At 46.0% G+C, this 22,948-nt stretch carries 21 protein-coding genes and 1 tRNA gene; 5 read left to right on the forward strand and 17 right to left on the reverse strand.

The window, feature by feature from the left end:
* Positions 1 to 20: 20 nt before the first annotated feature.
* From ispG to AC58QT_RS12370, 5 genes are all read right to left on the reverse strand, one after another.
* The gene (gene ispG, locus AC58QT_RS12350; RefSeq protein WP_310501457.1) at positions 21 to 1,121 is read right to left on the reverse strand and encodes a flavodoxin-dependent (E)-4-hydroxy-3-methylbut-2-enyl-diphosphate synthase; all 1,101 of its coding nucleotides are present in this window, start codon (positions 1,119 to 1,121) and stop codon (positions 21 to 23) included.
* Positions 1,122 to 1,218: 97 nt separating this feature from the next.
* Positions 1,219 to 2,487: an ATP-dependent protease ATP-binding subunit ClpX gene (gene clpX, locus AC58QT_RS12355; protein ID WP_310501456.1), complete on the reverse strand. Its 1,269-nt coding sequence runs from the start codon at positions 2,485 to 2,487 to the stop codon at positions 1,219 to 1,221.
* A 12-nt stretch (positions 2,488 to 2,499) separates the two neighbouring features.
* Complete coding sequence (gene clpP / locus AC58QT_RS12360; protein ID WP_065851718.1) at positions 2,500 to 3,090, reverse strand: ATP-dependent Clp endopeptidase proteolytic subunit ClpP; 591 nt, start codon at positions 3,088 to 3,090, stop codon at positions 2,500 to 2,502.
* A 204-nt stretch (positions 3,091 to 3,294) separates the two neighbouring features.
* The gene (tig, locus tag AC58QT_RS12365; protein ID WP_497409224.1) at positions 3,295 to 4,596 is read right to left on the reverse strand and encodes a trigger factor; all 1,302 of its coding nucleotides are present in this window, start codon (positions 4,594 to 4,596) and stop codon (positions 3,295 to 3,297) included.
* A 109-nt stretch (positions 4,597 to 4,705) separates the two neighbouring features.
* On the reverse strand, positions 4,706 to 5,617 hold the full coding sequence (locus AC58QT_RS12370; RefSeq protein WP_497409225.1) for a hypothetical protein: 912 nt from the start codon (positions 5,615 to 5,617) through the stop codon (positions 4,706 to 4,708).
* Between the two features lie 162 nt (positions 5,618 to 5,779).
* On the opposite strand from AC58QT_RS12370, the gene AC58QT_RS12375 reads away from it, so the two are divergent.
* Positions 5,780 to 5,853: transfer RNA gene (locus AC58QT_RS12375), tRNA-Arg, on the forward strand.
* 190 nt (positions 5,854 to 6,043) lie between these two features.
* Positions 6,044 to 6,898 carry a methyl-accepting chemotaxis protein gene (locus AC58QT_RS12380; protein ID WP_497409226.1) on the forward strand — a complete coding sequence of 285 codons (855 nt, stop codon included), beginning with the start codon at positions 6,044 to 6,046 and terminating at the stop codon, positions 6,896 to 6,898.
* A gap of 100 nt (positions 6,899 to 6,998) precedes the next feature.
* Here AC58QT_RS12380 and AC58QT_RS12385 read toward each other — a convergent pair whose 3' ends face one another.
* Together AC58QT_RS12385 and AC58QT_RS12390 are read right to left on the reverse strand one after the other, a co-directional pair.
* Complete coding sequence (locus AC58QT_RS12385) at positions 6,999 to 7,130, reverse strand: hypothetical protein (RefSeq protein WP_310501452.1); 132 nt, start codon at positions 7,128 to 7,130, stop codon at positions 6,999 to 7,001.
* 165 nt (positions 7,131 to 7,295) lie between these two features.
* Positions 7,296 to 7,409 carry a DUF4023 family protein gene (locus tag AC58QT_RS12390; protein WP_497409227.1) on the reverse strand — a complete coding sequence of 38 codons (114 nt, stop codon included), beginning with the start codon at positions 7,407 to 7,409 and terminating at the stop codon, positions 7,296 to 7,298.
* Positions 7,410 to 7,600: 191 nt separating this feature from the next.
* On the opposite strand from AC58QT_RS12390, the gene asnB reads away from it, so the two are divergent.
* Entirely contained in the window at positions 7,601 to 9,445 is a 1,845-nt protein-coding gene (gene asnB / locus AC58QT_RS12395) for an asparagine synthase (glutamine-hydrolyzing) (protein WP_497409228.1), read from the forward strand.
* Between the two features lie 54 nt (positions 9,446 to 9,499).
* Here the strand turns inward: asnB and AC58QT_RS12400 are convergent, their stop codons facing one another.
* The 3 genes from AC58QT_RS12400 to AC58QT_RS12410 form a co-directional block, all read right to left on the reverse strand.
* Positions 9,500 to 10,147: an XTP/dITP diphosphatase gene (locus tag AC58QT_RS12400; RefSeq protein WP_310501449.1), complete on the reverse strand. Its 648-nt coding sequence runs from the start codon at positions 10,145 to 10,147 to the stop codon at positions 9,500 to 9,502.
* Entirely contained in the window at positions 10,131 to 10,889 is a 759-nt protein-coding gene (gene rph / locus AC58QT_RS12405) for a ribonuclease PH (RefSeq protein WP_497409229.1), read from the reverse strand. Before rph ends, AC58QT_RS12400 begins: the two co-directional genes overlap by 17 nt.
* Positions 10,890 to 11,073: 184 nt before the next feature.
* Positions 11,074 to 12,120: a GerMN domain-containing protein gene (locus tag AC58QT_RS12410; protein ID WP_310501447.1), complete on the reverse strand. Its 1,047-nt coding sequence runs from the start codon at positions 12,118 to 12,120 to the stop codon at positions 11,074 to 11,076.
* Between the two features lie 318 nt (positions 12,121 to 12,438).
* Between AC58QT_RS12410 and AC58QT_RS12415 the strand changes: the two genes are divergently transcribed.
* Complete coding sequence (locus AC58QT_RS12415) at positions 12,439 to 13,401, forward strand: phosphatidylglycerophosphatase A family protein (protein WP_497409230.1); 963 nt, start codon at positions 12,439 to 12,441, stop codon at positions 13,399 to 13,401.
* Positions 13,402 to 13,457: 56 nt separating this feature from the next.
* Here AC58QT_RS12415 and AC58QT_RS12420 read toward each other — a convergent pair whose 3' ends face one another.
* The 3 genes from AC58QT_RS12420 to AC58QT_RS12430 are packed head-to-tail and all read right to left on the reverse strand — an operon-like array spanning position 13,458 to position 15,884.
* Complete coding sequence (locus AC58QT_RS12420; RefSeq protein WP_497409231.1) at positions 13,458 to 14,432, reverse strand: MBL fold metallo-hydrolase; 975 nt, start codon at positions 14,430 to 14,432, stop codon at positions 13,458 to 13,460.
* Between the two features lie 10 nt (positions 14,433 to 14,442).
* On the reverse strand, positions 14,443 to 15,174 hold the full coding sequence (locus AC58QT_RS12425) for a class I SAM-dependent methyltransferase (protein ID WP_497409232.1): 732 nt from the start codon (positions 15,172 to 15,174) through the stop codon (positions 14,443 to 14,445).
* A gap of 35 nt (positions 15,175 to 15,209) precedes the next feature.
* Positions 15,210 to 15,884, reverse strand: coding sequence for a DUF6483 family protein (locus AC58QT_RS12430; RefSeq protein ID WP_497409233.1), 675 nt, complete (start codon positions 15,882 to 15,884; stop codon positions 15,210 to 15,212).
* Between the two features lie 195 nt (positions 15,885 to 16,079).
* Here AC58QT_RS12430 and AC58QT_RS12435 point away from each other — a divergent pair, with 195 nt between their 5' ends.
* Positions 16,080 to 16,301 carry a helix-turn-helix domain-containing protein gene (locus AC58QT_RS12435; RefSeq protein ID WP_028556998.1) on the forward strand — a complete coding sequence of 74 codons (222 nt, stop codon included), beginning with the start codon at positions 16,080 to 16,082 and terminating at the stop codon, positions 16,299 to 16,301.
* A gap of 146 nt (positions 16,302 to 16,447) precedes the next feature.
* Here the strand turns inward: AC58QT_RS12435 and AC58QT_RS12440 are convergent, their stop codons facing one another.
* The 4 genes from AC58QT_RS12440 to AC58QT_RS12455 all read right to left on the reverse strand — a co-directional run bounded on the left by AC58QT_RS12440 (position 16,448) and on the right by AC58QT_RS12455 (position 22,907).
* Positions 16,448 to 18,556: a molybdopterin oxidoreductase family protein gene (locus tag AC58QT_RS12440; protein WP_497409234.1), complete on the reverse strand. Its 2,109-nt coding sequence runs from the start codon at positions 18,554 to 18,556 to the stop codon at positions 16,448 to 16,450.
* Positions 18,557 to 18,609: 53 nt separating this feature from the next.
* A complete protein-coding gene (nirD, locus tag AC58QT_RS12445) occupies positions 18,610 to 18,960 on the reverse strand; it encodes a nitrite reductase small subunit NirD (protein ID WP_497409235.1) in 351 nt (116 codons plus the stop codon).
* A 33-nt stretch (positions 18,961 to 18,993) separates the two neighbouring features.
* Positions 18,994 to 21,420, reverse strand: a complete 2,427-nt coding sequence (gene nirB / locus AC58QT_RS12450; protein WP_497409236.1) for a nitrite reductase large subunit NirB — start codon at positions 21,418 to 21,420, stop codon at positions 18,994 to 18,996.
* A 245-nt stretch (positions 21,421 to 21,665) separates the two neighbouring features.
* Positions 21,666 to 22,907: a nitrate/nitrite transporter gene (locus AC58QT_RS12455; RefSeq protein WP_497409237.1), complete on the reverse strand. Its 1,242-nt coding sequence runs from the start codon at positions 22,905 to 22,907 to the stop codon at positions 21,666 to 21,668.
* Between the last annotated feature and the right edge of the window lie 41 nt (positions 22,908 to 22,948).

Genomic DNA, 22,948 nt, shown 5'->3' on the forward strand with positions numbered 1-22,948 from the left:
TTTGTTCAAGTTCTATATACTTAGTGCTGCTTGCGTCCAGGAATAACCCCAGTTGCTTCATAAGAAGCCACAATGATATCAATTTCCTTTTTCAACTCACTGAGTAGTTCAGCTTCAGGCACTTTACGAATCATTTCTCCGTAGCGGAATAGCATCCCTTCGCCGCGCGCTCCTGCTATGCCAATATCGGCTTCTCTTGCCTCACCAGGGCCATTTACGGCACAACCTAGTACAGATACCTTAATAGGCACTTTGATTTTGGCAATGTAGTCTTCAACTTCATTAGCGATAGAGAACAAGTCGATATCTAAGCGACCACAAGTCGGGCAGGAAACTAACGTCGCGGCGTTCGTAATCAAACCAAATGTCTTGAGCAGCTCTCTTGCAACTTTGATCTCTTCTACCGGGTCAGCACTTAGAGAAATACGAAGCGTATTACCAATCCCCATATTGAGCAAAGTTCCGATCCCAGCTGCGCTTTTCACAGCCCCTGTAAAGAGCGTCCCAGCCTCTGTAATCCCTAAATGAAGCGGATAGTTAAATGCCTTCGCAGCTTGCGAATACGCTGCAATCGCCATTGGTACATCAGACGCTTTCAAAGAAACGATGATATCATGGAAATCGAGTTCTTCCAAAATATTAATATGGAACAAAGCGCTCTCTACCATAGCTTCAGGCGTTGGATATCCATACTTTTCAAGAAGATGATTCTCAAGGGATCCTGCGTTAACCCCAATACGAATCGGAATACCACGTTCTTTACAAGCTTTAACAACCGCTTCGACTTTCTCACGGCGGCCAATATTGCCTGGATTAATACGGACTTTATCGATCCCATTCTCAATCGCAGCAAGCGCTAAACGGTGATCGAAATGGATGTCAGAGACTAACGGAATATGGATTTGCTTCTTAATTTCCTTGATCGCTTCCGCGGCTTCTTTATTGTTAACCGTCACGCGTACAAGTTGGCAGCCTGCTTCTTCTAAACGAAGAATTTCTGCTACCGTCGCTTTGACGTCAGCTGTTTTCGTTGTGCACATGCTTTGCATGATCACTTCGTTACTGCCACCGATCGTTAAATCACCTACCCGAACGGCTCTGGTATCTCTTCTATGGAACATTTTGGTTTCTCTCCCCATGACACCAAAAGTCCTCCGCTCCAATTCCCAGAAATGGAAATTGGATTGGAGGCTGTGTGTTCATTTATGAAATGATCGGTTATGCACTTTCTTCCTTCTTCTTACCAGATGGCTGTGCGCCCTCTTTGGTCGTCAGAACAGGCGTGATCTTGTTTTGTACCGTTTCTTTGGAAACGACGCAAGAAGAAACATCTGTTCTTGAAGGAACTTCAAACATCACATCAAGCATAATGCTTTCAATGATGGCTCTTAGACCACGAGCACCGGTATTCCGTTTAATCGCTTCTTTGGCAATCGCATCAAGTGCTTCTGCATCAAATTCAAGCGAAACGTTATCCATCTCGAGCATCTTCTGGTATTGTTTCACGAGCGCGTTCTTAGGCTCGGAAAGAATACGCACAAGCGCTGCTTCATCAAGCGGCTCTAGCGTCGAAATAACCGGCAAACGACCTACGAATTCCGGGATTAATCCGAATCTCAAAAGATCTTCCGGAAGAACCATGGATAGGTATTCACCTGGTTTCAAATCAACCTTAGCACCATCAGTGCTGAAGCCGATGACTTTTTTACCGATTCTGCGTTTGATAATTTGCTCTAATCCGTCAAATGCACCACCACAAATAAATAGGATATTCGTCGTGTCGATTTGAATGAATTCTTGATGTGGATGCTTACGACCACCTTGTGGAGGTACGGAAGCTACTGTGCCTTCAAGAATTTTGAGAAGAGCTTGTTGTACACCTTCACCGGAAACATCACGTGTAATGGATGGGTTCTCGGATTTACGTGCAACTTTATCAATCTCATCAATATAGATGATGCCGCGCTCTGCTTTTTCAACATCGTAATCAGCCGCTTGGATCAGTTTAAGCAAGATGTTTTCAACATCTTCCCCTACGTAACCTGCTTCTGTTAAAGAAGTTGCATCGGCAATCGCAAATGGCACATTCAAAATTTTCGCAAGAGTTTGCGCAAGAAGTGTTTTACCACTACCTGTTGGCCCTAGAAGGACGATATTACTTTTTTGTAGTTCAACATCTTCAAGCTTGTTCTGGGAATTGATCCGTTTGTAGTGGTTATACACCGCAACAGCCAAGGATTTCTTCGCTTGTTCTTGACCAATAACGTATTGATCCAAAATATTGCGAATTTCCTTTGGTTTCGGAACATCCTTCAGATCAAGCTCTTCTTCATGCCCTAATTCTTCTTCCACAATCTCCGTGCAAAGCTCTATACATTCATCACAAATGTAAACCCCCGGTCCGGCAACAAGTTTTCGAACTTGGTCCTGGGATTTTCCACAAAAGGAACATTTGAGTTGGCCTTTTTCATCGTTAAATTTAAACATGGGATCACTCCTTTATTTCAAGTCGTTTCGAGTGATAACCTCGTCGATTAACCCGTATGCCTTCGCTTCATCAGCGCTCATAAAGTTATCTCGGTCGGTGTCTCTTTCGATCTTTTCAAGCGGCTGTCCCGTTCGGTCCACGTAAATCTGGTTGAGTTTATGCTTGGTCTTGATAATCCAATCCGCATGGATTTTGATATCGGTTGCTTGACCTCTAACACCGCCGAGCGGTTGGTGAATCATTACTTCTGCATTCGGCAGCGCGTATCGCTTACCTTTGGCTCCTGCTGTCAAAAGCAAAGAACCCATACTTGCGGCCATACCTACACAAATCGTAGATACATCCGGTTTAATAAACTGCATGGTATCGAAGATACCCATTCCAGCCGTAACCGACCCACCAGGTGAGTTGATATATAAGTGAATATCTTTTTCAGGGTCCTGGGCGGATAAAAAGAGCAGCTGGGCAATGACCAAATTAGCCACATCGTCATCAATAGCAGTCCCGATGAAAATTATGCGGTCCTTAAGTAAACGCGAGTAGATATCGTAGGAACGCTCCCCACGAGCCTCTTGTTCTACAACCATAGGAATAAGACTCATTGTACCAACTCCTTTTGCGGCAAGCGCCATGTTCTCTCAATTGAGTGTACTGAGATTCTTTTACAGTTTAACACGATTGAACCACAATGTCATTTTTCTGAAATCAGCTATGTAGGCGGTAATACGTATGTACTAAAGCATTTGGACGTAAATTAGGGTAAAAGAAAGGCACGTTGCTTACGTACGTGCCTTTACTTACCTTATTTACACGGCTGCGGAAACATGCTTGCTATTTTGAAGCAAGAAATCCACCGTTTTTCTGATAACTAGATCATTGCTAAGACCTTCAAGAGATCCGTTGGAAGCGAACAGCTCACGAAGTTCAGCTGTTGATTTTTGGTAAGACGGTGCATACTTCTCAAGTTCCGCGTCAACTTCTTCTGCGGAAACTGTGATTTTTTCTGCAGCTGCGATAGCTTCAAGAACAAGGTTGTTGCGAACACGCTTGTCAGCATCTTCTTTCATTTGTTCTTTCAATGCGCTCTCGTTTTGACCGGAGAATTGGTAGTAGATCTCAAGCGTCATGCCTTGGGAGCGAAGACGTCTTTCGAATTCTTTCACCATGATCTCAAGCTCAGCTTCAACCATCGAACCTGGAATTTCAACTTCTGCGTTAGCAGCAGCTTTTTCAACAACTGCAGTTTCAAGTGCAGCTTCGGAATCTTTTTCTTTACGTTCTTGCATACGCTTTTGAAGCTCTTCTTTGTACTCAACAAGCGTATCGAATTCACTTACGTCTTTTGCGAACTCATCGTCAAGCTCAGGCAGGTTTTTGCGTTTGATATCGTGAAGTTTCACTTTAAACACAGCTGCTTTGCCTTTCAAATCTTCGGAATGGTAGTTTTCAGGGAAGCTAACGTTAACTTCCTTCTCTTCATCTTTACCAAGACCTACGAGTTGCTCTTCGAAACCTGGGATGAAGGAGTTGGATCCAAGCTCAAGGGAATACTTCTCCGCTTTACCGCCTTCGAATGCTACTTCATCAACAAATCCTTCGAAATCGATGATAACAACATCGCCGTTAGCAGCTTGTCCTTCTTCAAGAACAACTAGTTCAGCATGACGTTGTTGCAAACGTGTAAGCTCATCATTCAATTCTTCTTCAGATACAGTAGCGTCAACAGCGTCTACTTCAATACCTTTGTAATCGCCAAGCGTTACTTCAGGCTTAACTGTTACTTTAGCTTTGAATTTCATAACTTGACCTTTACCAAATTGCTCAACGTCTACTTCAGGGCGATCAACAGGCTCGATTTTAACCTCTTCAATCGCTTCAACGTAAACTTCTGGTAAGATGATGTCGATAGCATCTTGGTACAAGCTCTCAACGCCAAATTTAGCTTCAAAGATGGAACGAGGCACTTTCCCTTTACGGAATCCTGGAACATTCACTTTCGCTGATACTTTCTTAAATGCTTTATCCAAAGCATCTGCTACACGTTCTGCCCCAACTTCAACTTCAAGAACGCCAACGTTCTTCTCTATTTTTTCCCAACTTGCTTTCATTTTATGCCTTCCCCTCCAAAAATGTACCATGACATTAATTTTCACGTTATGCTCATTATAACCATTCTATTATACCATATAACATTTTCATTTCAAGCAAGCTTTGTTCTTAACTAGGATCAGGACTAAATTGCTTAACAAACGCCGTTAATACATTGTGTGCCCGCTTCCATTGCAAGGTCATTGCATCCACAATGCCATAAGTTTCCAACAGCTCTTCTCGATCAACAGTACCGAACAATTTATCTTGCAAAATGGCATGTAAAGCGGAAGCCCATACGTCTACCGCACTTTCTTCTGTCTTCAATAGTTCGGTGTAAATTGAAGTGCCATAGGCATAAGCAAGAAATTCTTGCCAAGTCTGGGTCGCAAAATACACAAAGTCAGGTTGGCTTATTTCACTAATGTCCCCGACTCTGCGAATCATATCACGAATGCGTAATGGAAAATCCTCCGCGGTTAGCGGCGTTTCGTCGATTTCCACGAGAACCGTTTTACCATTCTTGGGGAATTCGATAAGTCCATGCTCCCCCATTTGTTTAAGAGTCTGAAGAGCCTTAAATTGTAAGTGCGGATGCCGCGGTCTCTCGCAAAGCCAGTCTCTCACGAAATGACTTACTTCAGGTTGCTCGATAAAAGCCAGCTGCTCCAAGGCACTCACTTGCTCCTCCAGCGTTCCTTCCCGAAGCATGGTTTGAAGTTTGTTCACAAAAGCGCCATCATCCGATGCTGCTTTGTCATGGATGTATTGCCGTAATAAGTCGGATTCTGCCTCCGCAACTTCCTCCTCTGTCTCAGAGGTTGAAAACATCGTTTCCGGAAACATGGTGAGTAGCCAGTGCCGCAGAGCTTCCCATTGGTCAGACTTATTCGCATCAACATTGGGAAACTGGAGAAGAAAAGTAAGCATATCAAGGGCTTCTTTATATTGCTCGGAGCGCAACAGCTTGGTTAACTCGTCTTCATAGAACTGCTCTGTTTTAGGAAAAAGGATAACATTCTCTAAAGATGGGTCTGACATCAGGATCACCTCTGTTCGTGGTCTCGCTTGTGCCAGTTTACTCCATCATCCAATTGATTGCAAAAATATTTAAAAAATGAAGTTGACTCACTTTATACGTTGTGATATATTAACTCTTGCTTCGCCAAACGGATCACGTCCAGGCGGTAAGAAGTGTCATAGGTCTCAGTAGCTCAGCTGGATAGAGCACACGCCTTCTAAGCGTGCGGTCGGGGGTTCGAATCCCTCCTGGGACGTCAATTTCAAACAAAAGGGTCGCGCAATTGCGCGGCCTTTTTGTTATATATTTTTTAATAACTGATTAGAATATGTTGTAATTCTGTCGCAATTTTTGTCGAATCCTGTCCTTTTTTAAGGTAAAATATGATTAGTATATTTTAACAACTCAGAATTAGCTAAGTTACTATACTTAGAGGAGTGAAAAGAATGGAAGACAGGACGAAACAACAATTAGAAATTTTATCTTCTATACAAAGTCATTTAGCTATGATTATGTTTGACACGAGCGGATATGTAACCTGGGCAAATTCACTCTTCACTTCTGCTATGGGATATACGGTGGAAGAAATTATCGGCTACCATCATAGCAAGTTTTGTTTGCCAGAATTCGTTTCCAGTTCAACCTATGAGAATCTCTGGGAAGATTTACGTAATGGCAAGGCCTTTCAAAATAAGATTATTCGAGTAGCTAATGGTGGAGGGAAGCTTACGTTAGAAGCAACTTACATGCCGGTCTTTAACGAAGGCCGCGTGGATGCGATCATCAAGATCGCTACAGATGTTACGAAACGCGAAACTGTCCTGCAACAGAGTACTGCCGATTTGAAAGCTATGGTAGAGAAAATTACCGTGAGCACAGATGAAGTATTAGAAGCTTCAAAAGTGATCGTTACACATATGTCAGAGATGAGCCGAGAATCTTCTACAGTCGAGAAGCAAGTCAAGAGCATCCAGTCTGTAACCACAATTGTCAAAGAAATCGCTTCTCAGTCCCATCTATTGGGTCTGAATGCCGCACTTGAAGCTGCTCGCGCAGGCGAGCATGGACGTGGATTTGAGGTGGTTGCCAATGAAATCAGGAAAATGGCTAGTTCGAGTAAGCAATCTGCCCAAGAAATATCCGATCAGCTAATCCATATCTCGACTTCGGTGTCATCGATGATTCAAAGTATTGAGGATACCACAAAGCAAATTTCCATCAACTCCAATTCGATTGAACAATTAAAGAAATCATATGATCACATCGCTTCGACTACGGAACATTTGGCATCCTCTATTTAGATAGTACACATTACGCAACCCCAGCTAAGCCACTAACCTCCTATTGAATGAAAAAACACCCCCACTGCGGCTAACAGCAAGGGCGTCTGAAACAATACGTTTAGACAGATGGTCGATTAGGCTGATGGTGTCCTGGTTCTGTCGAGTCCAAATTCGATTGAATACGTGAGGATTGCTTCGAGTTGTCGATTGTGCTTTGTATTTTCTGTGACATACTTTTCTTTTTACCCATGCTAAGCAACTCCTTCAATTCATAGAATGAAAGCCTCAATAGTATGGAAGAATTAATTTACGATTATGCCTTCTAATTTATAGGGAATACAAGAAGAATTACCATTCAGATACAAAGAGCCTGCAGAGATCTCTCCCTGCAGGCTTTTGCTCATGCCAAACGACGTTAGTGCATCTTATGAGGCAAATTCTTGCCCGTATGACCCTCACCTTGTGTCCTTTTATTCTTCTCGGCTTTCCTCTGCTTGTCGTGCAGCTTGCTAATGAAATGACTATCCATGAGCACTCGCCTCCTGAAGAAAGAATGGCATTACCCCATTAGAATGTCACCGAGGCTCGAAATTTAAACACCCAATCTATACAAAAACCACGTCCCGCTTGCTTCCCCGGTTTTCTGGACAGACATTTAATACCTTCCATTTGCATACCCTTTATCATTATGCTCTCTTTAAAAGAAAGGAAGGAACGTCTATGTGCGGAATAACGGGTTGGATAGATTGGCGGAAAGACTTGACCGGGTACCCGTCCATTCTAGAAAATATGACGGAAACGCTCCACCTTCGTGGACCTGATGCAAAAGGTACCTGGATTTCACAGCACTGTGCCCTTGGACATCGACGTCTTAGTGTCATGGATCCTGAGAACGGCGCTCAGCCTATGGTACGCAAACAAGGCGACTATACGTATACCATCGTATATAACGGCGAACTCTATAATGCCCCTGAGTTAAAAAAGGAGCTTGAACTTCGCGGCCATCACTTTCGCACAACCTGTGATACCGAAGTCCTTCTGGTTGCCTTTATTGAGTGGGGAAAAGCATGTATTGACCGTCTGAATGGCATCTTTGCGTTTGCCGCTTGGAATGACCAAGAGCAATCACTGACTCTAGTACGGGATAGACTTGGCGTTAAGCCTCTCTTTTATTCCCATCAGGAAAGTGTGTTATTGTTCGGTTCTGAACCCAAAGCGATTCTAGCCCACCCTGATTTCAAAGCGGAAGTCGGCGCGGAAGGCTTTGCTGAAATATTCGCAGTCGGACCGGCCAGAACGCCAGGACATGGGATTTATCGCAACATGTCAGAGCTGAAGCCAGGTCAATTTGCTATTTTTGATCGAAATGGCCTATCCATTCGCACGTACTGGAAGCTCGAAAGTCACCAGCACCCCGACGATATCGCGGGAACAGCCGCCAAGGTTGGGCAATTGCTAAGCGATACTTCCGAACGTCAACTCGTATCGGATGTTCCGATCTGTACGCTTCTTTCTGGCGGACTTGATTCTAGCGCACTCACCGCACTCGCTGCGACTCATTACAAAGAAAGCGGGAAAGGATCCCTCCATACCTTCTCCGTGGATTACAAAGATAACGATAAGCATTTTAAAGCAAATCTATTCCAACCAAACTCTGATGCACCTTGGATCAAAAGGATGACCGACCACCTAGGCACCCAGCATCATTACATCGAATTTGATACGCCAGAGCTTGTGGAATCCCTAAAGACAGCGGTACTCGCTCGCGATACACCTGGGATGGCCGACGTCGATGGATCCTTGTATTTATTTTGCCGAGAAATTAAAAAAGAAGCTACCGTTGCCATCTCTGGAGAAGCCGCTGACGAAATATTCGGTGGATATCCTTGGTTTCACAATACTGAAGCACTAGAAGCGAACACGTTCCCTTGGTCACTCAAGTTGGCAAATCGGGTTGATCTGCTGGCACAGGACTTCGTAGATTGGATTAAGCCCGTCGAGTATGTCAGCAATCGGTACCAACAAGCTTTAAGCGAGGTCCCTCGCTTAGCTGGGGAAACTCAGCAGCAGAACCGGATGCGGGAAATGTCCTATTTGAACATAACGCGGTTCATGCCTACATTGCTCGATCGTAAAGACCGCATGAGTATGGCCGTCGGGCTCGAAGTGCGCGTTCCTTTCTGTGATCACCGACTAGTCGAATACGTGTGGAACATTCCTTGGGAAATTAAAACTTCAGGGGATCGAGAAAAAGGCATTTTACGTCAAGCCTTACGTGGCGTCCTTCCCGAAGATGTCCTCACACGCAAGAAGAGTCCCTATCCAAAAACACACAACCCGAATTATTTAACCGCCGTGCGAAAATGGGTACTGGAAATTCTGGATGATCCTTCGTCTCCACTCTTGCCCTTCATCGACGTCAAAAAGATTCGTGCGCTCGCAAGCTCAGACTCTAATGATTTCGATCTTCCATGGTTCGGTCAGTTAATGACGGGTCCTCAGCTATTCGCTTACTTAGCGCAAGTAGATACTTGGCTTCGGACTTATAAAATATCGATTCGTTAACAATAAAAAGACCTGCTTCCACGCTTTCATGTGGTTGCAGGTCTTTCTTTCTATTCAATTCGTTTGATCAGGCAGCTGATCAAGGAACATCCGCAAAGCTTTGGCACGGTGACTCAGCTCATTCTTCTCTTCCATTGTAAGCTCGGCCATCGTTCTCCCCAGTGATGGAATATAGAACAAAGGATCGTACCCAAAACCACTCGCGCCGCGCTCCTCATGAAGAATGTAACCTTGACAGACATCCTCGGCTTCGATCACTTCATTCGCTACAGGATCAATCAGTGTGAGCGCACAGACAAAGGACGCCTCGCTTAATAATGGAGGATGCTCCTCCCCTGCTGGAAGCTCGATTCTGTTGTCCAACTCACGCAAAGCTTGGAGAAGCCTCGCGTTATTATCAGCATCTGTAGCGTTTTCTCCCGCGTAGCGAGCCGAATATACACCAGGGTCTCCGCCTAAAGCTGTCACGCATAGACCAGAATCGTCCGCTAATACAGGTACATGAAGGTGCGCAGAGATGATCTGTGCTTTAATTCGAGCATTCTCAGCGAAGGTTTTCCCACTCTCCACGATTTCCGGTAAATCCGTGTAATCCGCTAGACTGCGAACCTTATACCCTTTAGCTCCAAAAAGCTCAGCAAATTCCTTCACCTTGCCTTCGTTACGCGTTGCAATGACAACAAAATTACTTTGTAGCCGCATGCTGGGCACCTCGAATACGTTCAGCAATCGGTCCTAGTACACCGGATTGAACTTCAATCATGGTGTTAATTCCGGCTTCTGCCAATGCCAATAACTCATCCAATTCTTTACGGGAGAAAGGAGCGTCCTCCCCTGTTCCTTGGACTTCAACAAATTGCCCTTGGCCTGTCATCACCACATTCATATCAACCTTCGCTTTGGAATCCTCTTCATAATTCAGATCCAGCTTCGGCGTATCGCTAATGACACCAACGCTGACTGCAGCAAGGAAGTCATTGATCGGAAATTTGGCTAAGTTTTTGTCATTAGCAAGCTTATTGATAGCAAAAGCCATCGCCACGAATGCACCCGTGATTGATGCTGTGCGCGTGCCGCCATCTGCTTGAATAACATCACAATCCAGCGTAATCGATCTCTCGCCTAGCGCTTCCAAGTTGACAACCGAACGCAGTGCTCGCCCAATAAGTCGTTGAATTTCCATTGTGCGTCCACCTAATTTGCCTTTTGCCGCTTCACGCTGATTACGAACCTGAGTCGCTCGGGGTAGCATCGAATACTCTGCTGTAACCCAACCTTTTCCCTGCCCTTTCATAAAAGGGGGTACGCGTTCTTCAATTGTAGCTGTACAAATGACTTTCGTATCCCCAACCTCAATGAGGACTGAGCCTTCTGCGTGCTTTATATAATGAGGGGTTATTTGCATAGGTCGCAGTTCTTGATCCGTTCTTCCACCAATTCTCATAAATGTCTTTCTCCTCCTGTAGCTCCATCTAAAGCTCTAATCCTTACGCCCCATTGTAACAAACTCACCAAGGAAAAGCACCCTAGGGTCAGTGATTGGACAAATAACCAAAAAACTACTAGATCACTCCGCTTTTTTTCGAAAAAAGTGGCGTTACCTAGTAGTTCGTAGCTAACCTATGTTTTTAGAGCTTCGCTGGATTAATATGTGTGGGTCTCAGAACAGGTTTGCTGTAGTTTTGATTATCTGTCGATGTTATTTTCACAGCACCATCCACTTTAATTTGTACCTGTTTGAATGTTGTATTCTCCGTTAAGGATAAGATGACAGATTGCAGCGCATCAGCAGAAGCCTTCTGATCTGTACCTAACAGCTTGTTAGAGAAGTCAACGGTAATCAAACCTTCACCCGGTTTAATGCTTTTCAGCTCCGTTGTTGCGTTGAGTACAGCAGCAAGTCCCTTCTTCTGATCAGGTCCTTTAATTAACTGTTCCACAACCGCCTTAGCTACATCATCTGTTCTCTTAATCAGACGTGTCACAGGGACATAGTATTTGTAATTTTGATCATTTTGATTTAAGAAATAGAGGGTTACCGGCGTGGCTTGACCAAATTCAGTATCCTCTGCCTTCTCCAAATTGATCCCCATGGTGCGCGCTAATGGCACATCCAACGGTGTCTTGCCTTTCGGCATTTCTTTCAGATCCTTACCATCTACACGCAGCTGAACCTTTTCGATCGTAGGGAAGTTCGTTAAGTTCCACGTAATGGCTTCAAGGAGCTTGCGCTCATCCTTCACATCGTAGTTTAGGAATTCCTTGGAGAAATCAACTGTGGCGCTTTTGTCCGCTTTTACATTTAAACTAATAACTTTAGTCCCCTTAGGCAGGAGTGCTTGGAACCCTGAAGGCAGCTGGCTCGTTTCTGGACCTCCGTCCACCATGTACTCTAACGTTGTCTTCGCAACGGAGACAGTCTTCGGTAAGGCTAAGCTCAATGGGGTGACAAAACCTTTGCCATCTTTTACATATACGGTCATCTGAGAAGTAACATCTTCGGACATGTCGACTGTAACCGCGGCTGACGTCGTCTTCACGTCGACTTCTGCCCCCGTTCCCGGAGGTGCATCGATGTCACTCTTCTTTCCGGTGCCCAAAATCGAACATCCCGTGGTCAGTAGAACAATCACCCCCGCTAAAGCGGCTGAACGAATCCAATGTTGATGTTTCATTTGCTTATTTCCTCCTTCGAGTTTTGCTATTCGCATGGCCTGTACGAAGCTTTTTCGTATTATTATGTATACGAGGCTTTGTCCGATTTATAACTACTTTTTGTCCACCTTTTTTAAAAACTAAAAATAATAGAAATGAAGGCATCCGAGACCAATCCTTCGTCAATTCGAACTCCTATGATATACTAAATACCAGCGCGTGAACCCCGAGTAAACGACGACTCTGTCCTCTGAGGACGCTTACGTTTATTCAGAAATAAATGAACTAATTATCGAGTGCGACATACGTTCTGATATTTGAACAAGGAGGTACTTGTCATGAGAACATTTTTGAAGGAAAAGACCCTCATTTTCAATGAATTTCGAGAAGAGGTTTTCAGCCACTACCCACAAGCTGTTATCGAGGAAGCCGTTGCAAGATTGCTCGTTGAAATAAAAGGGATTAAGAAAATCCCAACTGACTTGATTACAACTACCCTATTAGGTGTTTTGAGTAAAACGGAAACTTTCAATGTCATGTCCACCCTGATGGAGCTTCAGAAGAAGGTCAAGCATGATGCAGAATTGCTAGCTAGTATGAAAGATCCTGCGTATAACGTTCACCGCACCATCGCCATGTCGATTTGCGGTTTATATGGAAGCGGCGCGATATCGCTCTTCGGCTTCATCGACTGTAAATTCCGCTTCTTTTTCCCAACCAAAAGACCTAAATCCTTCATCTCCAAAGGGATATGTGCGATTGTCGCATCCACCGCAAGTGTCATTATTTCGGATAGCGTAAAAGTGGATTACACCAAGCGTAATCTGCAATTGCTGGAGTCACGAGGTGTACTGCTGGAAGATATGGTTGAGATTCTTGATCAATTGCAGCGCCCTTACAATCCCGATATGCCTCGCAGTCTCTGCGAAGAGCATATTCTCGCCGTTCTTCGCAAACAGCAAACTTTTCATGCGCTTCAGCTCGCGATCAAGATCGACACCGCTGTCGAAGCCAAAGAATTCAATGCACAATACAATCACATCGTGGGCATGGATGAAGGTCTTTTTGGTGTGGATGAAAGTATCGCAACTGCCGTCCCTCTTATGTACGGGACCATTGCATTGACGAATTTCGGCTTTCTGGACAAAGCCAAACTCGGCATTATCGAGCAGCTTGACAGTGATCACACGGATGGCAAATGCAATACCTTTATCGATGATATGGTATGCGGTATTGTAGCGGCAGCTTGTGGTCGATTGGCACATAATCATACGCCGACGTACAGTAAGCCGTTGAAGTAATTGTTTTGAGACGTAAAAAAGCTCTAACCATGGTAGTCATGGTTAGAGCTTTTTCTTTATTTCGTCGCGATGTAGGACACGCGATCTGCTAAAGGATCCACCTGCTGGATGCGGCCTTCGGCCTCCAGCAGAATCAAGTGTGCGATCGTCTCCGACAGCGCGAATCGCATCTGGTGAATGCTCAGCCGGTCGCCAAACGTCGCCCGGCACACCTCATAAGCGCTCAGCGGCGCGCTTAACTGCCCTTCCATGAGCGTGAGCCGCTCATGATGATGGCGCACGAGCTCCTCTGCGCGAGCTGTGAACAACGGCCATGGCTCCCGGTGCCCCGGGTAAGCCATGGTTACTGGAAGCCTGCTGATTTCCTGCAGGCTGCTCAGGTAAGCGCCGAGCGGGTTGTCTTCCACCTGCGGGAGGAAGGAAACGTTCGGCGATATTTGCGGCAGGACGTGGTCACCGCAAAACATCACCTGCGCCTCAGCGTCGTAGAAGACCAGATGACCCGCGGCATGCCCGGGGGTCTCGATAGCTTCATAGACGCGGTCACCGAGGCGCACAGGCCCTTCACGCAGCAGGGTAACCTGCGGCTGCGGGGAAACCAAATCGACGAAGCTCACCATGTGCTTCGTCATCTCGTCCAGCCCGGCTTCGGGGAAGCCGTGCCGGGCGAAGAGCTCGAGGAGCAGCGGAGACATCGGCTGCTCGGGGCCCCACAAGAGCTGCACCTGCGCGTATCCGGTCTCCGAGAGGAGAACCGGCGCGCCTGTGCGCTCCTGGAACCAACCGGCCATCCCGTAGTGGTCGGGATGATGGTGAGTGAGCACGATTTGTTCCACGTGCTCAAAACCAATCCCTTGCTCCTGCAGCACTTGCAGCCAGAGCGCCTCAGCTTCCGGTGTATGCAACCCCGGATCAATAACGGTGTATCCGTTGCTGCCGCGGATCAAGTAAGCATTCACCCACCGCAAAGGAAACGGCAGCGGCACCTTTACTTGTGTAATTTCATCTGTATGTACAGTCACGACGTTCATATCCCAGTTGTCATCCTTCCTTATGTCCAACAAAAATCATCCGACTCGAAGCTTCCGGTGCATAATCCTGCCCTTCGTAGCCCCCGTAGACATGATCGATATGTAAACCGGCTTTTTGCAACATAGCTTCAAATACCGGTCTCTCATACAACTTCACCTGCTCCAAATAATGCCGTTCCGGCTCACCATCTTGAGAAATCACGATCCGTTTGCGTACAAAACCATCTTCGATTGCTCTAGTCTCGCGAATGGTCAGATCTTCTTCTTTACGTTCCGACTGCGCAACCAAATTCGCCTTCACATAAACGGGATTCAAAAAATCAATGATGAATCGACCATCCTTTTTTAACAGCCGATGCATTTCATGAAGCACTTTTTCATTCTGCTCATCCTCATCAAAATAGCCAAAAGACGTAAACAAATTCACAACCGCATCAAACGTCTCGTGTAGCGGCACATCCCGCATATCACCGCGGATCCATGTCACGTGCCCTTCTCCGCCTTGCTTGACCGCTTCCTGAAGGAGCACTTCCGACAAATCCACACCTGTCACTGTAAAACCACATCCCGAAAGCGCCATCGAATGCCGCCCCATTCCGCAACACAGATCCAAAAGCCGTGCGCCGTGCTTCAGTTCCAGCCAATTTATCATTTTTTTCACTTCATGGTAAGCACCTTGCATGTCTCTATGTTTATAAACCAGCAAATAATCATTTCCAAAACTTTCCTGATACCAAGCCATCTTTTCAACACCTTCAGCTATATAATTAAATAATGTTATAAGAGCAGCCTCGCTTTAATAATCCGTAAACCCTCAATCGCTTCTTCTCTGCTAAAATTACCAGCCATTAATTGCTCGTCCTCTACCTGCAACAGCTTTTCATAAAAAATAAGACCTTGTGACGGCAGTTCCTTCCGCTCCGGATGGTCCTCCATATAATGAAACAAAACATCTTCAACCTTCGCGTAATTGCCTTGCTTCTCATAATGGGAAAATTGCAGTCTCTGCGTTCCCTCAGGGATTTCCCAGCCTTTCAAATGATTCAAACCAACGACCATCCGAGTGGCAATTTCCTGATTGACCTCATCCTCGGGCTCAACTTCATCTGACAGCGACAAATGTAAAAGGAGATCCAACGATTTCAGATATGCCCAATAGGCCTCGCTATCCTCTTCATGCTGGTGAAGAAGGTCACCTTGTCCCACAAACATATCACTAATCACCAACGCCTTCGCCGTATCGATGCTCCCTTGGTAGGATAGCAATTCCAGAATATCTTTACTGGACAAAGATTGGAGAGAACGAATATTCAAACCCAATAAATGACGACTGGCTTCATCTAACTGTCTTTGCGCATCTTCAATCGGGATATGTTCCTTGTTAAAAAGAATCCGATGCAGCACCACCGTCAATTGTTCAATCTGTTTCATCAAATAATCACGTCTGAACATCTGAAGCAGCTCCTCTCGGTTTCAAATTCATCTCATTTCAGCTTACCACGCCTAGCGTGGAAACTCAAAAATACAATTCGCCTATTTTTCTCTGGATACCGCACCATTGACAACAGCCCTTCATAAACTAATTTTGACTGTATCCCTTAACCTTGTAATTCCCAATACCCGAGCAAGGAGGGGTGACACACATCCATGGGCAGCGACCACAAAAACAAATTTTTACTTACGAACCGCGAACGCGAAGTATTCGAACTCTTAGTGCAGGACAAAACGACAAAGGATATCGCACAGCAGCTTTTCATAAGTGAAAAGACTGTGAGGAATCATATATCGAACGTCATGCAAAAGCTGAACGTAAAGGGTCGTTCACAAGCGGTTGTAGAACTGATTAAGCTTGGGGAATTAAAGATCTGATTCCGTCAGCGAAGGGATCCATGCAAGCCACCCACCCTCTATTGAGGGGAATGGGGGCTTTTATGTTTGTTGTAGGCTTCTACCACACTAATTAACTGGATAACCAAACAAACACCCCAGTCGAATTCCAACTGGGGTGCTCTATTTTAATCAACTCGCTCAACCTTCACCGCACAAATTTTAAACTCCGGCATACGGCTTGTCGGATCCAACGCATCATTCGTCAACACGTTGATTGAATGCTCGTCGCCCCAATGAAACGGAACAAAAACGGTACGTGGTTGAATACCCTCGGTGACCTTGACTTGAAAAACAAGTGAGCCACGCCGGCTGGTGATCCGGATTTTTTGTTCTAAGGTCAGGCCGATTCGTTTGGCCAATGAGGGATGAATTTCGGCAACCGGCACGGGTGCCTTCTTATTAAGTACTTCGGTTCGGCGTGTCTGAGCACCGCTGAGGTAGTGATTGGCCAGACGGCCCGTTGTCAGCACGAAAGGAAAGTCGGAATCAATGGGCTCTGCTGGCATTTTCGGTTGAATACCGAATAATTTGGCTTTGCCATCCGCATGATGGAAACGATCTTGGAATAATTGCGGTGTACCTGGATGGTCTGCCGATCCGCAGGGCCAGAAGATCCCTTTTTCCTTTTGCAAGCGCTCGTAGGTAATGCCGCTATAATCAGCTTTGCCGCCTGCTGTAGCTGCGGCTAGTTCACGGAACACGTCTTCAATACCCGCATATTGAAAGTAAGCTCCCCGTCCTAGCGCGTCAGCCAGCTCACTGATAATGTGATAATCGAGCTTGCAATTCCCCGGCAGTTCCATTGCCTGCCTCCGATGGAACACGCGCCCCTCGAGATTGGTCATGGTACCTTCTGCTTCCGCAAAGGAGGACGCAGGGAGAATATAATGGGCATACCGTGCGGTTTCGGTCTCGAACATATCGGCGACCACAAGCAACTCTAGTTTTTGCAGGGCACGCTCTACCATTTTATTATTCGGACTTGATACCAATGGATTGGAGCCAAGCACGATTAATGCCTTAATTTCACCTTCATCAATTTTCTGCAACAACTCATAGGCAGAAACACCTTTGCCCGGCAGCTCGCTGGGATCGATGCCCCACACTTTGGCGACATGCTCGCGAGCTGCTGGATCTTCAATCAAGCGGTAGCCTGGGAGTTGATCGGCTTTTTGCCCGTGCTCGCGCCCTCCTTGACCATTCGCTTGACCGGTCACAGCCCCATAGCCGCAGCCTGAGCGCCCTATTTTACCCGTAAGCAGTGCCAGGTTAATGTAATTGAGTGTGTTCTCGACCCCATTCACTTGCTGCTCCAATCCTCTTGCTGTAAGCACGATCCCCGTCTCCGCTTTGGCGAAGCCACGTGCAATGGTACGGGTCACAGCTTCAAGTACACCTGTTAAATACTCCACACGAGCCGGCGTGAACGACTTGACCGCTTCTTTCACTTGTTCGAAGCCAGATGTCCGTGAATCGATGAACTTCTGATCAACGAGGTTTTCTGCAATCATCACATGAATGAGCCCATTAATGAAGACAGAATCGAAACCTGGTTGAAGCCGCACATGAATATCCGCTGTTTTAGATGTCATGGTATTACGGGGATCGATGGTTACGATCAAGGCGCCTTTTTTCTTTGCTTCTAATAGATAGGGCATCATCGTAGGTTGGCACTCTGCAATATTCGTACCAGCTAGAATGATGTATTTCGCATTAGGAATCTCCGATAATGGCATCGTCATACCGCGATCGAGTCCAAAAGCTTGATTACTCGCTGCAGCCGCCGATGACATACAATAGCGACCGTTATAATCGATATATTTGGACCTCAAAGCCACACGCGTAAACTTGCCAAGTAAGTAACTTACTTCGTTCGTTAAAGACCCGCCACCATACACACCAATGGCGTCTCGCCCATGTTCAGCCTGCAGCACGTTAATTCTCTTCGCAATATCTGCATACGCATGATCCCAAGACACTGGCTGCCACGATCCTACTCTAGCTGTTTCCCTATGAAGCGGCTCAAGGATACGTTCCGAGTGGACGACGTGCTCCAAGGCATTCAAGCCTTTTTGACACAGACGACCTGTTGCAACTGGAAACTTCGCACTCGGTTTAATGGTGAGACCTTCGGTCTTCTCACTAGGTGCTATCTCCAATCCACACTGCATACTGCAAAAGCAACAATGGGAGGAGGGTTGTTCATCTGATAATGTGACCAGATATTCTTTCACGCACTCCACCCCCGTGGAACAATCTCTTTTATAGTAGATATAGTAGGAATAAATTAACTCGCCATTTCGTTAGCTTTAGGAAACCCAATATAAACTGTTCCATCATCCACTTTGGTAAGGTACGTTTTCACGCAGCCCGTATCCGGCGCTTGCACGAGTCCAGAAGGCAAATGAATTTTGCGGTCATGCATAGGGCAGAACACATGGTCATCACAGACAATACCTTCAGCAAGAACGCCTTCTTTGTGCGGACAACGATTCTGAATCGCTTGTAGCTTCCCGCTTTTCAATTTGAACAGGGCAACTTCTTCCCCTTGATAACGAATCGTTTTTCCCGTATTAAAAGCTAAATCCTCGTAAGAAACGGCTTGCACCCAAATCATTTGCTCATTTTGTGTTATCATGTCCTCTGCTCCTCCCGTTATATCTCTCTATTTCTACTTCAGTTCAACAACCTCATAGAGATCACGTTGGATTTTCTTACTATCAATCGCTTGTTTCCAAGGATCTTTGGTCACGGAAAGTGCCAAATCCATACGCTCACACAATTGTTTACGCTCAGCTTCATTCTCAACAACATCACGGATATGATCGATGCCAAGACGGTGTACCCATTCGCTCGTACGCTCGCCGTATTTCCCTGTTTCACGGTAATATTGCAGATAAGCTTCTGTATATTCAATGATTTCAGCTTCGGTCTTAACGGTGCTCATCAAATCACCCACGCGTACCTTGACGCCCCCGTTACCTCCCGCATATAGCTCCCAGCCACCATCAACGGACACGACACCTAGATCTTTAATCCCTGATTCTGCGCAATTTCGTGGGCATCCCGATACAGCAAGCTTCACTTTGGCTGGCGTATTCAGACGCTCAAAGCGTTTCTCCAACTCAATCCCGACACCCATCGCATCCCCCGTACCAAAGCGGCAAAAGGTTTCACCGACACATGTTTTGACCGTACGTAGAGCTTTCCCGTAAGCGTACCCTGATGGCATATCCAGCGCTTCCCACATCGCAGTCAGATCTTCTTTTTTCACACCAAGCAAGTCGAGTCGTTGTCCTCCAGTAAATTTTACAGTTGGCACGTTGAATTGTTCAGCAACTTCGGCGATACGTTTGAGCTCTGTTGGGTTAGTGACACCGCCATAGATTCGTGGAACAACGGAGTACGTACCATCTTTTTGAATATTGGCATGCATACGCTCATTGACGAATCGAGACGTGCTGTCATCTTTATACGTTTCAGGGCTGATCATGCCCAAATAGTAATTCAATGCTGGACGGCATTTGGAGCAGCCCTCTTCATTTTTCCATTCAAGAACGTTCATCACTTCACGCACATGAGATAAACCTTTTTCTCTGATCGCCGTAACGACTTCATCACGTGTATGTGTGGTACACCCACAGATGGTTTCTTTTGCCGCATTTTTATCATAAGAAGCCCCTAGGGTAAAGGCCAAAAGATCACTAACTAACGGCTTACAGCCACCACAGGAACGCGATGCCGTTGTACAGTTCTTCACTTCATCAACAGTCGTTAACCCCTCATCCTTAATGGCCGAACAAATCGTCCCTTTCGTTACCCCGTTACAACCGCAAATAATCGCGTCATCCTTCATCTCTGCAACCCCAGAAGCCGCACCACCACCGCCACTGGAACCGTCCGTTAGAATCGCCGTTTTCCCCATACCGCTAATATCTGTTTCTTCCCGAATCATTTGCATGAGTCTTGTACCGTCAGCCGTATCTCCAAAGAGTACTGCACCGATAATTTTGTTGTCTTTGATTACGACCTTCTTATAGACACCCGAGAATTCATCATGAATACGAATCGCTTTGGTTCCTTCGGCTTCAACGAATTGACCGCCTGAGAACACATCAACACCAGATACTTTGAGCTTCGTGTACAAAATAGAGCCTTCATACGGGCCTGTTTCAACCCCGGCCAAATGCTTCGCAAGTACAGCACCTTGCTCATAGAGCGGTGCCACCAACCCATAAGCGATCCCTCTATGCATCGCACATTCGCCGACTGCATACACATTCGGAACACTCGTTTGCAAGTAATCATTAACAACGATGCCGGGATTACATTCGATGCCAGATTCTTTCGCAAGCGCTACGTTAGGCCTGATTCCCACAGCCATAACAATAAGGTCTGCTTCAGCAACGGTGCCGTCCTTGAATTTGAGGCCAGTCACGCGTTTGTCGCCAATAATTTCTGCGGATTGTTTCTCCAGCAGGAAGTTGATGCCTTGCTCTTCAAGAGCAGCTTGCAGCATTTTGGAAGCGGTACGATCCAGTTGACGTTCCATGATCGTGTCGACGATATGAACGACATCCACTTGCATACCAAGATTGAGGAATCCACGTGCCGCTTCCAGACCGAGCAAGCCACCGCCTATGACAATCGCTTTTTTGTACTTTTTAGCCGACTCAATCATAATTTCACAATCATGGATCGTTCTATAGGCCATGACGCCTTCTTTGTCAGCCCCAGGCATAGGAATCATGAACGGATTAGAACCGGTTGCTAAGATTAGTTTATCGTAGGAAACGGTCATTCCCTTATCGCTCGTTACGGTTTGTGTAATCGTATCAACACTCGTAATAGTCTGATTCGTGTATAAGGTTATGTTGTTATTCGCATACCATTCGTAGGGATGAATGACGATATCCTCGACTTTCGAATCACCGGAAAGTACATAGGACAACAAAATTCGATTGTAGTTGGGATGCGGTTCACTGCCGAAAATCGTAACCTCATATTTATCAGGTGTCAGCTTTAGTAAATGTTCAACGGCGTTTACGCCTGCCATTCCGTTTCCGACCAGGACTAACTTCTCTTTTTTGACTGTCATTGTGATCATCCTTCCATCCATTTACTAGGGCATTTATTTAATTGTAGGAGTTGTAAAAAAGGTGCCATTCAGGAGCTAAGCCCCCAAATGACGAATATGGGATATGGAGCTTAAGCAGTTTGAATAACTGCAAAGACGCTAGTCGTAACGTCTTTGCCCATACAGCCTGAGAGCCAAGCTGCATGAGCAAAAACTTTACAGGAGTGCCGCTGACCAAGTGGAATCAGCGGCATGCCATGCCTGCTTTATGCCTGAACGGTATCCATATTGGCTGGTGTGACTTTCACTTTCCCGCCTTCACCAATCCATGTGCGTTTCCATTGCCCTTGAACAACCGCAATAATCACGATACAGGAAAGAGCAATTCCACTTAAAATTAGAAAACCTGGTGTAAATGAGCCGGTCGATAGCTTCAGGTTGCCGAGAATTTTAGGCAAGAAATATCCGCCTAGTCCTCCTGCGGCTCCTACGATTCCTGTCATCACCCCAATTTCCGTACGGAAACGTTGCGGCACTAGCTGGAATACCGAGCCATTCCCCATCCCGAAGGCCATCATAGCAACGAAAAGCATGACCGTTGTTAGTGAAAGTGAAGGAAGGGTAGAAATACCTGCCATCATGATACCAACTACACCGTATAGCACCATTAACATGCGAATGCCGCCAATTTTATCTGCAAGCCAACCACCAACAGGACGGAAGAAGCTGCCCCCAATAACGCATAGTGTTGTAAAATCGGCTGCCCGTACAGGTGAAAGCCCATACTGTGAATTGAAGAATATAGTCAGATAAGAAGCCATCCCAACGAAACCACCGAAAGTGACACTATAGAAGAGGCAGAATAACCAAGAATCTCTCTGCTTTAGCACTTTGCCATATTCCTTTAATGTCTTGGGTGCTGGCTTATTGGGACTGTCCTTCGCCAAAACAGTAAATATGATTAAAGTTAATAGAATGGGAATCAAAGCAATGCCAAAGACCACATGCCAATCTCCGTAATGCTGAGCGAGACGATTCGCGAATAAGGTAGCAAAGATCGTACCGCTGTTCCCTGCTCCAGCAATCCCCATCGCTAAGCCTTGATATTGCGGCGGGTACCAGCTGCTTGCGAGCGGCAACGCAGCGGCAAAGCTTGCACCTGCGATACCTAGCATCAGGGCTACGAAATACATTTCTCCCATTGTATTAGCGAACAACCATCCCCACAGCAAGGGGATAAGGGTTAGGGAAAGCCCAATCTGTCCTGTCCGTTTTGGACCGATTTTGTCTGTCAGCACGCCGAGCACAAGGCGAAGTACTGCGCCGCCTAATGTCGGCAAGGCAACAAGGTTGGCTTTCTCCGCAGCATTCAGATTGAAATCATTGGAGAGAATGACAGCCAGTGGTCCCAATAAAACCCATACCATGAAGCTCATGTCGAAATACAAGAATGAACTGAACAATGACCCTTTGTGCCCCACTTGCATAAAACTTTTCCGATCAACCATGTATTCCCTCTCCTTTTTTCGAGGCTTTTCGCCTTCTTTTT

Source organism: Paenibacillus sp. J31R109 (assembly GCF_059692055.1).